The organism is Bradyrhizobium sp. AUGA SZCCT0176 (assembly GCF_018130145.1).
Taxonomy (GTDB): domain Bacteria; phylum Pseudomonadota; class Alphaproteobacteria; order Rhizobiales; family Xanthobacteraceae; genus Bradyrhizobium.
Map to the genome: position 1 here is coordinate 168,039 of NZ_JAFCMB010000009.1, position 14,403 is coordinate 182,441.

Sequence of the window (14,403 nt, forward strand, 5' to 3'; positions counted from 1 at the left end):
ACACTTCCAGACAAGACTTGGCATTCTCGCGGCCTGATCTGCCCGAGGCTTGCTATCGAATTCCTTACCCTCCAAAAACAGAGGGCGCAGGGAATGCCGGATGCGCGCTGCACCCGCGATCTCGTGTGCGATTGTGCTAAGAAAGCTGCACACGAGCATACAGGGCAGCGGAGAACATCCGACATTCCCTGCGCAGTGGCTTTACGGCTTATGACGCGCTCTCCCCGGTGAGACGGCCTCTATTGCCACCGTCGCCCCTCGGAAGCGTTAGCTCCCGAAAGACTTGACGCCGTTACGGGCGCCAGGACCACACGCTTTCGCCGTACGCCTTTGCTGCGACCGTCAATCGCAACATCAACGTCCACCGCATCCCCGCCCCTCGTCATGACGACGGCCGACGCCCCTCTGAGTGGGACGGGATGGCTGAGAATGTGCCGGTGATTTGGGTCCACGGGAAGCAAAATATTTTTGATTTACAGAAATTTTGGACTTGACACGATTTCCGTAAATCAGAACTGATTTGCCCGTCGGGTTGATATGTCGCACGCAGTCCTCAAGATTACGCTTGCATGCGAGGCGACGCAGCGACGTTTGCAGGGCGGATTGGAGCCGACTTGTCCGCCGTAGCTCGGAGAGCGAAGGCGGAAGGCGTAATCCGCCGCCCTGGCTACATCGCAAACTGGGTCTGTGCATCAAACGCTCTATGTCGAATGATCGTCACGCGATCGACCAGCGGAGATTCTAGCGAAGATGAGCGCCTGACGATAACCTGGATGGCGGATTACGCCTTCCGCTCAATCCGCCCTACGGTCTTGATTCTCACGCCTGGCAACACCGCCGACTGCACAGTCGGGCCGGCATGTGTCAGTCTGCTCGACGGCATCGCCGAGTTGCTCGGTGACAAGGCTTATGACAGCAACTCGTTCCGCAAGTCACTGCGCAGGGACGGCATCAAACCGGTGATCCCAGGCCGGTCAAATCGGAAGAAACGCATACGTCACGACAAGCTAGCCTAAAGGATCGCAACGTCATCGAGCGCTGCTACTGCAGGCTCAAGGACTTCAGGCGCATCGCAACGCGCTACGACAAACTCGCTCGGAACTACTTCTCAGCCCTGTGCCTCGTTGCCGCCGTGGCATTCTGGCTTTAGTCGTGCGCGGTTTCCGCTTTTGGGATAACATGGCGGGCGTGTCGGCACCCGGATGACGACGGGAAACCGCGAAGGGGAGCTTGGAATGAGCTCGCAGCGAGTGTCGGGAACCGCCGTGCAACGAACCATTGCCGTCCTGGGCTCGGCGGTTTTCTTCGTGGTCGCCCCATGTACGCTGGCGGGGCTCGTTCCATGGTCGATCACGGGTTGGCAACTCCGGCCGCCGTTCCTTGGTCTGGAGCTGACGCGCGGCATCGGCGCGATAATGATTCTCGCAGGCGTGCCTGGGCTCGTTGACGCATTTGCGCGTTTCGCGCTGCAGGGTCTCGGCACCCCCGCGCCCATCGCGCCGACCCGGAATCTCGTGGTGACCGGTCTCTACCGTTATGTGCGTAATCCAATATACGTCGCGGTCGTTGCCATCATCCTGGGTCAAGCGGTGCTGATGGGCGATTGGCGCCTCATCGTCTACGGCGCGCTGCTCTGGCTCTTCTTCCACGTCTTCGTCGTGGCGTACGAAGAACCCACGCTCGAGCGGACGTTTGGGAGTGAGTACGAGGCGTTCCGCGCCGCCGTCCCGCGCTGGATACCGCGGATGACCCCATGGCGGGCGAAATGATCGGTGGCCCGCGGTTGTGCGAGCCGCTGCTCGCGACCGATCTCGGCGGATTCTCAAAGGGACAAACGTAAACGAGTTGCCGGTTCAGATGCCGGCAAAGTTCGAACTGTGATCAATCTTCGAACCGCTAAAATGCTTGGTTTAAGCGTACCAACGACACTATTCGGCCGGGCGGACGAGGTGATCGAGTAGCGCTGCTGTTTACGGCGGCGCGCATATCCGCTTGTGGCACAAAGCGTCAGTTTGCGCGGTGCAAGGCGATGTCCGGAGTTAGGGGTAAAACCGACCTGCCGATTGAACGCCCGGACTTCTCAGAATGCCCCAAGGCGGACATTGGACCCCACCCAAATATACTTCCTTCGACCGCCGACAACACCTTCCAAGCATCGGGCTTGGACAGATACACTTCCCGCATCCTGATCCTGGGAGGCGGGCATGAGACGGCGCGCGTTCATTGGGCTAATCGGCGGCCTGGCCGTGTCTCCAATCGCTGGGCGGGCGCAGCAGCCAACAAAGATGAAGCGGCTCGCACTAGCTGACCCTGCGCTAAAGGTTGCCGACATGCGGATTGGAGGCGACTCGGGTTACACGTTGGGTCTTCAGGAACTCCAGCGCCTTGGTTATATCGAAGGTCAGAATTTGATCATCGACCGGTTTTCGGCTGGCGGGACAGGGGAATATGGCGACCTCGCAGCCAAAATCGTCAGCGCGCATCCAGACGTGATCTTTGCTCCGGGCACGTCTATCACTCTCGCATTGAAAGCGGCGACTAGCACAATTCCCATCGTTGCCATCACTGGCGATCCGATTCGATTTGGAGTGGTATCCAGCCTGTCGCATCCGGGCGGAAACGTTACGGGGGTTAGCATTGATGCTGGCGTTGAACTTTGGGGTAAGCGTCTTGAACTGCTTGCTGAAGCCATCCCAAAGGCTCGCAACGTGCTTTTCGTTTCAACGCAAGCGGGTTGGGAGGCTGCGGGCGGCAAGGCGACGCGGGAGGCAGCTCAAAGGCTCGGTATTGCGTTAGCGATTGCGCCCGTGTCCACTCCGGTCAATGAACAGGCATACAGCGACGCTTTTCAAGCCATCCAGCGGGACCAAGCCGATGGACTTGTGATTGCAAATATTATCAACGCCTACGCTCATCGCTTTCTTCTCGTTAAACTCGCCCAGCAAATCGGTCTCCCGACGATGTTTGTTTTTCGCGAGCAGGCGGAAGCCGGAGGATTGATGTCTTATTCCATGGACCTAAAGTACGCCATTCGGGTCGCTAATGCGCAGGTGGCTGAGATATTGCGCGGTAGCAAACCAAGCGAGATGCCGTATGTCCAAGGGACGCGATACGAGTTTGTGATCAACCTGAAGGCCGCAAAGGCAATAGGTCTCACGATTCCTCCGGCAGTACTCGCCCGCGCCGACGAGGTGATCGAATAAAGTCGTCTATTGGCACAAAGCAGACGTGCTGAGGGCCGGCCTGGATGTCCGCTTCTGGACGTAACGCGGACATTATCACAAGCCCTTCGCGCTCATCGGCTACCCGCCCACCTGCCCGCGATGGCGCAGCAGATGATCCGCCAGCACGCAGGCCATCATGGCTTCGCCGACCGGCACCGCGCGGATGCCGACGCAGGGATCGTGACGGCCCTTGGTCATGATGTCGGTGTCGGCGCCGGAGCGATCCACGGTCTGGCGCGGCGACAGGATCGACGAGGTCGGCTTGACCGCAAAGCGCACCACGACCGGCTGGCCGGTGGAAATGCCGCCCAGGACGCCGCCGGCATGGTTGGACAGGAAGCGCGTGCCGTTGTTGCCGGTGCGCATCTCGTCGGCGTTTTGCTCGCCCGACAATTCGGCCGCACCAAAGCCGGCGCCGATCTCGACGCCCTTCACCGCGTTGATGCTCATCATCGCCGCCGCCAGTTCGCCGTCGAGCTTGGCGTAGATCGGCGCGCCGAGGCCGGCCGGCACGCCTTCGGCGACGACTTCGATCACGGCGCCGATCGAGGAGCCGCTCTTGCGGATGCCGTCGAGATACTGCTCGAAGAACGCGGCCTTGTCCTTGTCCGGGCAGAAGAACGGATTGCGCGCGATCTCGTCCCAGTCCCACTTCTCGCGATCGATCTTGTGCGGACCCATCTGCACCAGCGCGCCGCGCACTTTGACATCGGGCAGGATTTTTCGCGCGATGGCGCCGGCCGCGACGCGCGTCGCGGTCTCGCGCGCCGACGAGCGCCCGCCGCCGCGATAGTCGCGCAGGCCGTATTTGGCCTCATAGGTGAAGTCGGCATGGCCGGGCCGGAACTTGTCCTTGATCTCGGAATAGTCCTTCGAGCGCTGGTCGGTGTTCTCGATCAGAAGCGCGATCGGCGTTCCCGTCGTCACCTGCACCCCGGTCTCGGGATGGGCCATCACGCCGGACAGGATTTTGACCGCATCCGGTTCCTGGCGCTGGGTGGTGAAGCGCGACTGGCCGGGACGGCGGCGATCGAGATCCTGCTGGATGTCCTCATTGGTCAGCGGGATCAGCGGCGGGCAGCCGTCGACCACGCAGCCGATCGCGATCCCGTGGCTCTCGCCAAAGGTCGTGACCCGGAACATGTGGCCGAAGGTGTTGAAGGACATTTTGAGCGTCTAGCCTCGAACAGTAAGTATCAATTCTGACTTAACGCGCGCGGCTCAAGGGGTCAAATACGTCATGGCCGGGCTTGTCCCGGCCATCCACGTCTTGCTTCCTCGACTTCCAGAGACAAAGACGTGGATGCCCGGCACAAGGCCGGGCATGACGGCGGATGGATACGCTGTCGGTCACCCTTAACTATACTTCTGCAGACCACCGTCCCGAAAGACGTAAACGGCGCCCTGCTCGATGGTCAGGTCGGCGGCGCTGAGCGGCGTCTCGATGCCGAGCGCCACCATCAGGGCCCGCGCCGTGCCGCCATGCGCCACTGCGACGGTGTCGGCCGCCACCGACGCATACCAATCCTGCATCCTCGCCTGCACGTCGACATAGCTCTCGCCGCCCGGCGGCGACACCGTCCATTTCTCGGCCTGGCGCTTGGCATAGAGATCGGGGTCGCGCAGCTGTATCTCTGGCAGCGTCGCGCCTTCCCACTCGCCGTAGCCGATCTCGCGCAAACGGTCGTCGAGCGCGTAGCCGTCGCGCGGCAGCTTCAGTGATCCGCGCACCAGCTCCATCGTCGCGCGGGCGCGGATCAGCGGGCTCGCGACAAACGAAAGCTCGGATCTGTCGCGGCCATGGCGGGCGAAGAGATCGCCGAGGACATTGCCGGCATGGGCCGCCTGCCTGCGGCCGAGATCGTTCAGCGGAATGTCCTGCACACCCTGTAGCCGCCCTTCGGCATTCCACGATGTCTCGCCATGGCGAATGTAATAGATGACAGGCGCAGGCATCGGACTGGCGGCTATTCCTCAGGCAACGAATGGGAGAGCGCGCGGCATGCGGCTTCCAGTCGCGCTTGGCATTACGGTTGGAGGTACACCAGCACTCCAGCGGGGTACAGTCCAGATCCGCTTGAGGGTAATCCTGGGATTACCCTTGGGTTTAACGCTGTCTTGCGCGAGCCTCAATGGGCGGAATAGACGCATCGATTGGGTGTTATGCTGGTTAAGGCGTTCGCGCCGGAATGACCTGAATATCTGGTGACAATGACCGCGTTTCGCCAAAGTGTCGAAGCCATGATCCCGGCGCTGCGCCGCTACGCGCGTGCGCTCGCGCGCGACGCCGATATCGCCGACGATCTGGTGCAGGACACGCTGGTGCGCGCGTTGCGTTCGGAACGGTTGTTTCTCGGCGGCGACGTCAGGAGCTGGCTCTATACGATCCTGACCAACCTCAACAAGAACCGGCGGCGATCGCTGGCGCGGCGGCCGCAATTCATGCCGCTGCTCGACAACAACCCGGACGCCAGCGGGACCGAAGCGGAAGGCCGCGACATCGCCCGTGCGTTGTCGACGCTGGTGGAAGAGCAGCGCTCGGTGCTGCTGCTGGTGATGCTGGAAGGGTTGAGTTACCGCGAGGTCGCCGACATCCAGGGCGTACCGATCGGGACTGTGATGTCCCGGCTTGCCCGGGCGCGCGCGCACGTCAAAGCCTCGCTCGAGGGCGAGCGCACCGCGCTCAGACGGGTGAAGTGATGCAGGCGATGCAAACAGGACGCGTGATAGCAGGCGATAGGCAGATTCAGATCACGAGTAGACAGAGACGACGACGATGACCGACCCCCATATTCCCGTCACCGAAGACGAACTGCATGCTTACGTCGACAACGAGCTGCCGGCGGAGCGCCGCGGCGATGTCGAAGCGTGGCTCGCGGCGCACCCCGACGATGCGGCGCGCGTGCGGTCGTGGCGCACGATGGCGGAAGCGCTGCATGTCCGCTACGACGGCATCGTCGACGAGGCGGTGCCGAGGCGGCTCGAGATCGAGCGGCTGGTGCGCCAGCCGCGCAAATGGTTCTACGGCGCGATTGCCGCAACGCTGGCGGCATTCATTGTCGGCGGCGGTGTCGGCTGGATGGCGCGCGGGGCTGCAGCAGCACCCTCGGCGCTGCAGAGTTTCACGACGGATGCGCTCGATGCGCACCGGCTCTATGTGGTCGAAGTGCGCCATCCCGTCGAAGTACCCGGCAGCGAACGCGCGCATCTGCAGGCATGGCTGACCAAGCGCTGCGGCTGGCTGGTGCGCGCGCCGGAATTGACCGCGGCGGGATTGAAGCTGGTCGGCGGGCGGCTGTTGCCCGGCGCCACCGGGCCTGCCTCGTTCATGATGTATGAGAGCGCATCGGGCGAGCGCTTCACGATCTACACGGCAAAGTCGGAAGCCGAGGCGACGCAGATGCGATTTTCGTCGGAGGGCAAGGAGAGCGCCTTGTTCTGGGCCGATCGCGGCGTGGCCTATGTGGTGGTGAGCAGCGTCGGCGACCGTGGCCGACTGACGCAGATCGCCCAATCGGTGTATGACCAGATGGAAAAGACCGGGGGTTGAGCGCCCTCACCATCCCGGTTGAACAAGCTTGTTGTTTGATGCGCTTTCCGTGCGCGAGCCGGTGTCCGTCCCGCATCAAGTGCGGGGCAGGTCTCGCTCGAAAACGCTATACGTCAAGCCGTTTGTCCCAATTCTGACATCGAAAATCTGGAATCAAGACATCGGCGCGTCTCATTATCGCACTGGGTGATCACGCGAAAATGAGCGGCGCTCGATCCGCCGATCGGCGCAAGCGGCCTCGATCGGGGTTTGGTACCGCGCTGGTCCCCCTTTCGAGGCCGCCCTTTTTAAGGGAAGCACCTGAATTGTATCGGGAAATGGCCTGCCGCACTCCGCTGTTTTATTAGACCTGTTTTTGGTCAGCCGAAATCGCTGCGCGGATTGTAAGGGTGGCCGTCGCGCCACTTTTGCATCAATGCTTCAAGCTCGGCATCGTTCCCGTCAGGAAGAATAATCCTTGTCGTGACGAACAGGTCGCCGGTCGCGCCTGCCTTCGGCAGCCCCTTGCCCTTGAGACGGAAGGTGCGACCGCTGGAGGTGTTCTTCGGGATCGGAAACTCGACCGCGCCGCCGAGGGTCGGCACCCGAATCTTCGCCCCGAGCACCGCCTCATAGAGCGTGATCGGCAGATCGAGCCGCAAGTCGCTGCCGTCGATCTTGAAGAAGGGATGCGGCGCAATGCTGACGGTGATCAGGAGGTCGCCCGGCGGATGGCCTTGCGCGGTCTCGCCCTGGCCTTTCAGCCGGATTTGCTGACCGGCGGCGACGCCTGCCGGAATTTTGACGTTGAGCTCCTTGCCGTTCGGCAAGCGGACGCGCTTCTCGGCCCCCTTGACCGACTCCTCCAGCGACACCGTCATGGCGACGCTGAGATCGAGATCGAGGCCGATCCCGCCGGTATCGAATTCAAATCCTCTGCCACTGCCGGGACGTTGCCCGTGGGCCGCGCCGCCGAACATGCTGTTGAGGATGTCCTCGAAGCCGCCACCGCCGCCGGGGCCGCCGCCGCTGCGGAAAGTGTGGCTTTCAAAGCCGCCGCCCGGACCGCCGGCACGGCCGCGCGGGCCGCCGCCGGGAAAGCCCTGAAAGCGCGGCTTGCCCTCGGCGTCGATCTCACCGCGATCGAACTGCTTGCGCTTGTCCTCGTCGCCGATGATCTCGTTGGCCGAGTTGATCTCGGAAAAACGCGCCGCGGATTTCGGATCGTTGGTGTTGTTGTCGGGGTGATGCTTCTTGGCGAGCTTGCGGTAAGCACTCTTGATCGCCGCAGCGCTGGCGCCCCGCGGCACCCCCAAGACCTCATAGGGGTCGCGCATCCGTCACGTCTCCTTCACGGGAAATCGGTTCTAACCAAAGGGCTATATGCCCGCTTTGCCTTCATCTGGGGAGCCAGTTGCATTTTTGCAACTGCCGATGCCCCTGAAAACGGACCCTCAAAACGGGCCCTCAAGATTCTTGGGCTAGCTTAGCTCCGTTTCCAGGGCTTGAGGGTACGAATTTCCCATCGACCTTGTTCACCCCTGCAGGCGGCGCCCTGCAGCCAGCTTTCGGCCCGATCCTTGACGTAGCTGGCCAGGAAATCCCGGCAGGTACGGCCATCGTCCGAGGCATAGGCTTGGGACAGCGGCGTTACCGAACCCCGCGCGCCGGTTTCGGGGTTTTCCCAGGGCTGGCTGGAATCCTTGCCGCCCTTGGTCAATACATCGGAGGCGGCCGTGCGGGCAAAGGCGAGATCGCTCTCGGTCGGTACCGGAGGGGCGGCCTGGGGCGTCACCGACCCAGTCACGTCTTTTTCTTCCAGCTTGGCGAGAGCGTCGGAGCGGGACAGGCTGCAACCGCCCGCGCCGAGGCCGATCAAAATCATGGTCATCACCGCGCCAGCCGGCCGGATCGCGGATAGGCCAACGCGTCCCCATGTCCTATATAGGGCGAACCTATACTGGGGCTGTAGCGCGCTCTCTAACGCGAACGGACGCAACTGGAACTCCTGGCATGACCGACACAACCTCCATCAAACACCCGACACCGTTAACATCGGGTGATTTTACCGCCGCCGAGGAACCATTTGCGTTGTTCGGTGCGTGGTTCGCCGAAGCCGTGAAGGCAGAGCCGAACGATCCCAACGCGATGTCGCTCGCAACCGTCGATGCCGACGGACTTCCCGATGTCCGCATGGTGCTGATGAAAGGCTATGATGCGGATGGTTTCGTGTTCTACAGCCACATCGCCAGCCAGAAGGGCCGCGAACTCGCCGCAAATCCTAAAGCGGCTTTACTATTTCACTGGAAATCGCTGCGCCGTCAGGTGCGCATCCGCGGCAACGTGTCGCCCGTGACGCCGGAAGAAGCCGACGCCTATTTCGCCACCCGCCCGAAGCAGGCGCAGATCGGCGCCTGGGCCAGCAAGCAGTCGCAGCCGCTGGAAAGCCGCTTTGCCTTCGAACAGGCGATCGCGCTGGTTGCCGCCAGGCACGTCATCGGCGAGGTGCCGCGTCCGCCAGGCTGGAGCGGCTGGCGCATTGAACCGGTCCGTTTCGAATTCTGGCACGACCGTCCGTTCCGCCTCCACGACCGCATTGAATTCCGCCGCGACGCGCCGGTCCAGCCATGGACTAAAATGCGGCTCTACCCCTGACGCCGAAAGCCTGAAAGACATGTCGACTTCCACCAATGCGCCGCGACGCACGCTGCTCCTGACCGGAGCGAGCCGCGGCATCGGCCATGCCACGGTGATCCGCTTTTCATCGGCGGGCTGGCGCGTCATCACCTGCTCGCGGCATCCCTTCCCCGACAACTGCCCGTGGGACGCCGGGCCTGAGGATCACATCCAGGTCGATCTTGCCGACCATGCCGATACCACGCGGGCAATTTCGGAAATCCGCGAACGCCTCGAAGGCGGCGCGCTGCACGCGCTGGTCAACAATGCCGCGATTTCGCCGAAGACCGCTGAAGGCACGCGGATGGGCACCATGGATACCGACATCGAGACCTGGAGCCATGTTTTCCGGGTGAATTTCTTCGCGCCCATCATGATGGCGCGCGGGCTGATCGAGGAATTGAAGGCCACCAAGGGCTCGGTGGTGAACGTCACCTCGATTGCGGGCTCGCGCGTGCATCCGTTCGCGGGCGTGGCCTATGCGACGTCCAAGGCGGCACTTGCGTCACTCACACGTGAAATGGCCTCCGATTTCGGCCGCGTCGGCGTCCGCGTCAATTCGATCGCGCCGGGCGAGATCGACACCTCGATCCTGTCGCCGGGCACCGAGAAGATCGTCGACCAGCAGATCCCGATGCATCGGCTCGGAACGCCGGACGAGGTGGCCAAGATCATCTACGTGCTGTGCACCGAAACCAGCTCGTACGTGAACGGCGCCGAGATCCACATCAACGGCGGCCAGCACGTCTAGAGCAATCGGTTCTGATTGAATCAGAACCGAAGCTCTAACTCCTTGGCGCGTTTTCTTTGCGCGAACCGGTATGCACCCGGATCAAGTCCGAGGGCATGCTTCGCGAAAACGCTGGCGCCTTCACTCCGCGTAAAACTTGCTCCGCGTTTTCCTTGGCGCGGTTCGCACATCATGCGTCTCGACGTTGAAGGCGCTGGAGCATTCGTCTTCGTTCTCGCCATCGGCAAGCGAAGCGCCGCAATGCCGGCAGAGCCGCGCCGCGATCGCCTGCGCCTTGCCAACGATGCGGCCCTGCTGGTAGCGCGCAAAATCGATGACGTTGCGGGGTGACGTTATGAATTTTTCAACCATTGCTGTCCTCGCGGCTTATGACTGCGTTATCGCAGAAAGCCGTCGCGCAAAGGTTCATCGCGACGCTCAAATTTTACTCGTACAATTGGGGCAGCTTCCTGTTTTTTTTGAAGGTGCATGAATGCCCCCGAGATCATGCGCGCGCCTTAACATCTCGGTTACTACGGCCACCTCGGTGACAACAGTCACCTCGGTGACGACAGTCACCGTGGCGAACAATCAGGTTGTGCCTACAGCCACTTCTTCCATCTGAAAAGAAAGTAAGGCAGCACAGCTGCCATGAGCATCATCACCAGCGCCATCGGATAGCCGTGCGCCCATTCGAGCTCCGGCATCGCCTTGAAATTCATGCCGTAGATCGAGGCGATCAGCGTCGGCGGCATCAAGACCACGGCCATCACCGAGAACAGCTTGATGATGTTGTTCTGCTCGAGATTGACGACGCCCAGCATGGCGTCGAGCACGAAGGTGATCTTGTTGGAGAGGTAGGACGCGTGGTCGGTCAGCGAGGCGACGTCGCGCTGCATGGTCTTGAGCTGCTCGCGCATGTCCTTGGACCATTTGACGCCTTCCATGACAGCCGAGAGGAAAGTGACGACGCGGCCGACCGAGACCAGGCTCTCGCGGACCTTCGAGGTCAAATCCCCCTTGCGCCCGATCGCGATCAGGATCTGCGAATATCGCTTGGCCTGGCCGTGACGCTCGCTTTCGGGTTCGAAGATATCATGGGAAACCTGATCGACGTCGGCGCCGACCTTCTCCAGAATGTCGGCGCAACGGTCGATCACCGCGTCGACAAGTTCCATCAGCACCATTTCGCCTGTTATGCCCGGCATGCACGACCGCCCCAGCTTGTTCTCCACCAGCGCAAACGGCTTCGGCATGTCGTAGCGCACGGTTACCAAGCGGTGACCGGCCATGATGAAGGTGACGGCCGTCGTCCGCGGCATATCGGTGTCGGAATGGCACATCAGCGTCGCGGTCATGTAGCGCGCGCCGTTCTCGATATAGAGCCGGCTGGAAATCTCGATCTCCTGCATGTCCTCCCGGGTCGGCACCGCGATCCCGGTCAGCCGCTCCACGGCGCGGTCTTCCTCGCTCGTCGGTTTCACCATGTCGATCCAGACCGCGGCTTCCGGCAAAGTCGCCGGTTCTGGCACCTCGACTTTCTTCAGGGTGGATTCAGAGGGGACATACACTGACAACATGGGAAACTCCGGAACAGGGCAGTCTTTTGGTCCTGACGTGTCGTCACGCGAACCCGGGACCCGCTCCCGCGCGACACCGCCACCCAGCGGACTAAACGCGATTCTGGCAAGCGCTTGATGACTGGCGTATTAACCCCCCATCCACATTTATGGCGGTGGGGTGGCGGTAGCGTGGCCACGATTCGGCAAGGACGCCAGCGTTGCCTATAAATCAACCGGAAATCGAAAAACTTGCGGCAAAAAAGCCACAGCCAGGCTCTCGCAGCGCCGAACAAGCGTCTAAGCACTGGAATAATTACCGGTTTTTGCCAATAATGGGATTATTGGAATCGTGGCGTTTGCGACGCAATTTGGCGCGTAACCGCAGTATTGTCGATTGGAAGTGCGCAATGACGTCGCTGAAGGCAAAGTTGGGAATTCTGGCTGCAGGGCTGATGTTGTCAGGCTGCATGCAGACCACGAGCTATCAGGCTGCGCCGGAGGCGACGCTCAAGCCGAATGACAAGGCCCAGCTTGCAAAGGCGCGTTACGCCAAGGTTGCCGTGGCCGAACCGTTCCGCCGCGCCATCGTCGACTATCACCGCCGCGAACTGCCCGGCACGATCGTGGTCGATTCCGACAACCACTATCTTTACCTGGTGCAGGACGGCGGCAAGGCGATCCGTTACGGCATCACCGTCGGCGAAGAAGCCTTGGCCTTCTCCGGCATTGCCAAGGTCGGCAACATGGCGGAATGGCCGAAATGGACGCCGACCGCTGATATCCACAAGCGCATTGAAGGCCTGCCCGCGTCGGTGCCTGGCGGCGTCGACAATCCGCTCGGCGCCCGCGCGCTCTATCTTTACCAGGGCGGCCGCGACACGCTGTTCCGGATTCACGGCACCAACCAGCCGGAATATATCGGCGCATCGATTTCCTCGGGCTGCATTCGCATGACCAATGAGGACGTCATCGACCTTTACAGCAAGGTCAAGCAAGGCACGATCGTGGTGGTGCTGGACCCCAAGCAGGGTGACTCGCCGTACAATTCGAAGATGGCGCTCCAGGGCGGCGGCAGCTCGATAACGCAATAGCGGACTGCATCCGATCGCAACAAGATCAAAACGCCGGCCTTGCCGGCGTTTTTTTATTTGTCGGTCGGTGTCGCGGAGAACACGCGGCTGGCGGGGCTGAAACCTATGGGCGTGGCCAAAATGTCGGCCAAAATCCACGGGGGCCGCGGCCATGCGGCCAGAAAGACACAGCCGTCTCCCGCAGCAAGCCCAGCTGGCACGTAAACGCTGGAATTACGGCCGATTGCAACAGTAATGCGGCCAATGAATCGTCACGTGTAGGGCACGACTGGCGCGCTAGAGTCTTATCGGTTCTGATGGAATCAGAACCGAAGCTCTAGACTCTTGTTTTGACGCGTTTTCTTCACGCGAACCGGTATCCACCCCCGGATCAAGTCCGAGGGCATGCTTCGCTCGAAAACGCTCTAACCGACGACAAATGACGCCGCACAAGGACAATCAAGAGCGCCTGTTTTGCCGGCGTTTTTTTGTTGCGGGCTTTGGCTTGGGCTCCACTTCCACCGCATCGGATTTCTCATCCGCCGGGGCCGCGCTGGATTTCCCCGCAGCGGGTTTGGCAGCGTCCGATTTGGCCGCATCGGATTTGGCGGCAACCTCGCGCGGCGGCGCCTCTTCCGGCCGCTCGGCCGGCATCAGCGGGGCTCTCTGCGGCAGCGGGTCCCACACGTTCCACTGGCAGATCCGGTAGTTATTCCGCCGTTCCATGAGGTCGAGATGGATGTGGTCCTCGTGGTACCAGTCCGACCCCGGTCCCAGCACCGTCGAGAACCGCGCGCACGCCGAATGCAGCACGGCTTCGCGCAGCTCGCGCGGCACATTGCGATCGGTGAGCGAGATTGAGCGGCCATTGGCGAGCTTGAGGGCGCGGACGTCGAGCGCATTGGCGCGGCCGTGTTCGGAGAGTCTTGCGCCGACGATACGGTTGCGGCCGCGGCATTCGAACGAGTCGAAATTGTCGAGATCACTGATCGTGCTGCCGAGGCGCCCCGCCAGCGGCGCGATGTCGGTCCGGATCCAGTCCACCAAAGCAGAGGCCATCGCGCAGCGCAGGATCGCCGCCGGCTTCACCGAGACCTGACGCTTGTCCGGCAGCACGATCGCCTCGAGCCGCACCAGATCCTCGCCCCCGCAGCCGCCGGCGCCACGGATGTCGGGAATGCTGGGAGCGATGGCGATGGCCTCCGTCAGTGCCAGCCGGCAGGCCGAGGGCGGAGGTGGCTGGGGCGCGGCCTGTTCGGTGGGCTTGCCTTCCTTTGTGGTCTCCTTGGCCGTTTCCTTGGCAGCTTCCTTGGAGGACTCGTCAGCCGTCGGCTTGGCGGGCTCAGCGGTTGGTGCATCGGTCGGGCGCGGTCGCGGCAGCGGTACCGCCGCACGGTGGACCTTTCCACGCTGCCTCGGCGGATGGATCCCGAACAGATCGCCCCAAGGCGACTGCCACGCCGGCTGCCGGGACGTTTTCGCGGCCAGGGCCAGGTCGGAGAGCAGACCGAGCAAAAGCAGGCCCGCCGCAACGGTAACCATTGCCGCCGCCGTGCGACCAAAGGCGCCATAAGCCCATTTTCGGCTTGCTTTCTCCGCGCTACAGTTCATG

Annotated in this window: 15 protein-coding genes and 1 pseudogene; 9 read left to right on the forward strand and 7 right to left on the reverse strand. The window is 62.0% G+C overall.

What is annotated here, in order from left to right; genetic code table 11:
- Positions 1-773 precede the first annotated feature (773 nt).
- The 4 genes and pseudogenes from JQ600_RS22095 (at position 774) to JQ600_RS22110 (ending at position 3,203) form a co-directional block, all read left to right on the forward strand.
- A complete protein-coding gene (locus JQ600_RS22095; protein WP_212385878.1) occupies positions 774-1,016 on the forward strand; it encodes a transposase in 243 nt (80 codons plus the stop codon).
- A gap of 5 nt (positions 1,017-1,021) precedes the next feature.
- A pseudogene (locus tag JQ600_RS37615) lies at positions 1,022-1,150 on the forward strand (IS5/IS1182 family transposase); the annotation flags it as partial.
- A gap of 85 nt (positions 1,151-1,235) precedes the next feature.
- Positions 1,236-1,769, forward strand: coding sequence for an isoprenylcysteine carboxylmethyltransferase family protein (locus tag JQ600_RS22105; RefSeq protein ID WP_212385877.1), 534 nt, complete (start codon positions 1,236-1,238; stop codon positions 1,767-1,769).
- 435 nt (positions 1,770-2,204) lie between these two features.
- Positions 2,205-3,203 carry an ABC transporter substrate-binding protein gene (locus tag JQ600_RS22110; RefSeq protein WP_212269674.1) on the forward strand — a complete coding sequence of 333 codons (999 nt, stop codon included), beginning with the start codon at positions 2,205-2,207 and terminating at the stop codon, positions 3,201-3,203.
- Positions 3,204-3,302: 99 nt separating this feature from the next.
- Here JQ600_RS22110 and aroC read toward each other — a convergent pair whose 3' ends face one another.
- Both aroC and JQ600_RS22120 read right to left on the reverse strand, forming a co-directional pair.
- Positions 3,303-4,391, reverse strand: a complete 1,089-nt coding sequence (gene aroC / locus JQ600_RS22115) for a chorismate synthase (RefSeq protein WP_212385876.1) — start codon at positions 4,389-4,391, stop codon at positions 3,303-3,305.
- A 189-nt stretch (positions 4,392-4,580) separates the two neighbouring features.
- Positions 4,581-5,180 (reverse strand): histidine phosphatase family protein, encoded by a 600-nt coding sequence (locus tag JQ600_RS22120; RefSeq protein WP_212385875.1) that lies wholly within the window; start codon positions 5,178-5,180, stop codon positions 4,581-4,583.
- Between the two features lie 255 nt (positions 5,181-5,435).
- On the opposite strand from JQ600_RS22120, the gene JQ600_RS22125 reads away from it, so the two are divergent.
- Together JQ600_RS22125 and JQ600_RS22130 are read left to right on the forward strand one after the other, a co-directional pair.
- A complete protein-coding gene (locus tag JQ600_RS22125; RefSeq protein ID WP_209846728.1) occupies positions 5,436-5,924 on the forward strand; it encodes an RNA polymerase sigma factor in 489 nt (162 codons plus the stop codon).
- Between the two features lie 76 nt (positions 5,925-6,000).
- Positions 6,001-6,774 carry an anti-sigma factor gene (locus tag JQ600_RS22130; protein WP_212385874.1) on the forward strand — a complete coding sequence of 258 codons (774 nt, stop codon included), beginning with the start codon at positions 6,001-6,003 and terminating at the stop codon, positions 6,772-6,774.
- 359 nt (positions 6,775-7,133) lie between these two features.
- Here JQ600_RS22130 and JQ600_RS22135 read toward each other — a convergent pair whose 3' ends face one another.
- Positions 7,134-8,090: a DnaJ C-terminal domain-containing protein gene (locus JQ600_RS22135; protein WP_212490094.1), complete on the reverse strand. Its 957-nt coding sequence runs from the start codon at positions 8,088-8,090 to the stop codon at positions 7,134-7,136.
- A 149-nt stretch (positions 8,091-8,239) separates the two neighbouring features.
- Positions 8,240-8,638 carry an RT0821/Lpp0805 family surface protein gene (locus JQ600_RS22140; protein WP_409363250.1) on the reverse strand — a complete coding sequence of 133 codons (399 nt, stop codon included), beginning with the start codon at positions 8,636-8,638 and terminating at the stop codon, positions 8,240-8,242.
- A 128-nt stretch (positions 8,639-8,766) separates the two neighbouring features.
- Here JQ600_RS22140 and pdxH point away from each other — a divergent pair, with 128 nt between their 5' ends.
- Together pdxH and JQ600_RS22150 are read left to right on the forward strand one after the other, a co-directional pair.
- On the forward strand, positions 8,767-9,408 hold the full coding sequence (pdxH, locus tag JQ600_RS22145; protein ID WP_212269680.1) for a pyridoxamine 5'-phosphate oxidase: 642 nt from the start codon (positions 8,767-8,769) through the stop codon (positions 9,406-9,408).
- A gap of 19 nt (positions 9,409-9,427) precedes the next feature.
- Entirely contained in the window at positions 9,428-10,180 is a 753-nt protein-coding gene (locus JQ600_RS22150) for an SDR family NAD(P)-dependent oxidoreductase (protein WP_212035354.1), read from the forward strand.
- Between the two features lie 120 nt (positions 10,181-10,300).
- On the opposite strand, the gene JQ600_RS22155 is transcribed toward JQ600_RS22150, so the two are convergent.
- Positions 10,301-10,531, reverse strand: coding sequence for a hypothetical protein (locus JQ600_RS22155; protein ID WP_212269681.1), 231 nt, complete (start codon positions 10,529-10,531; stop codon positions 10,301-10,303).
- Positions 10,532-10,761: 230 nt separating this feature from the next.
- Positions 10,762-11,739 (reverse strand): magnesium transporter CorA family protein, encoded by a 978-nt coding sequence (locus JQ600_RS22160; RefSeq protein WP_192735137.1) that lies wholly within the window; start codon positions 11,737-11,739, stop codon positions 10,762-10,764.
- Between the two features lie 389 nt (positions 11,740-12,128).
- Here JQ600_RS22160 and JQ600_RS22165 point away from each other — a divergent pair, with 389 nt between their 5' ends.
- On the forward strand, positions 12,129-12,812 hold the full coding sequence (locus JQ600_RS22165; RefSeq protein ID WP_192735138.1) for a L,D-transpeptidase: 684 nt from the start codon (positions 12,129-12,131) through the stop codon (positions 12,810-12,812).
- Positions 12,813-13,250: 438 nt separating this feature from the next.
- Here the strand turns inward: JQ600_RS22165 and JQ600_RS22170 are convergent, their stop codons facing one another.
- Positions 13,251-14,402 (reverse strand): extensin family protein, encoded by a 1,152-nt coding sequence (locus JQ600_RS22170; RefSeq protein WP_212385871.1) that lies wholly within the window; start codon positions 14,400-14,402, stop codon positions 13,251-13,253.
- Between the last annotated feature and the right edge of the window lies 1 nt (position 14,403).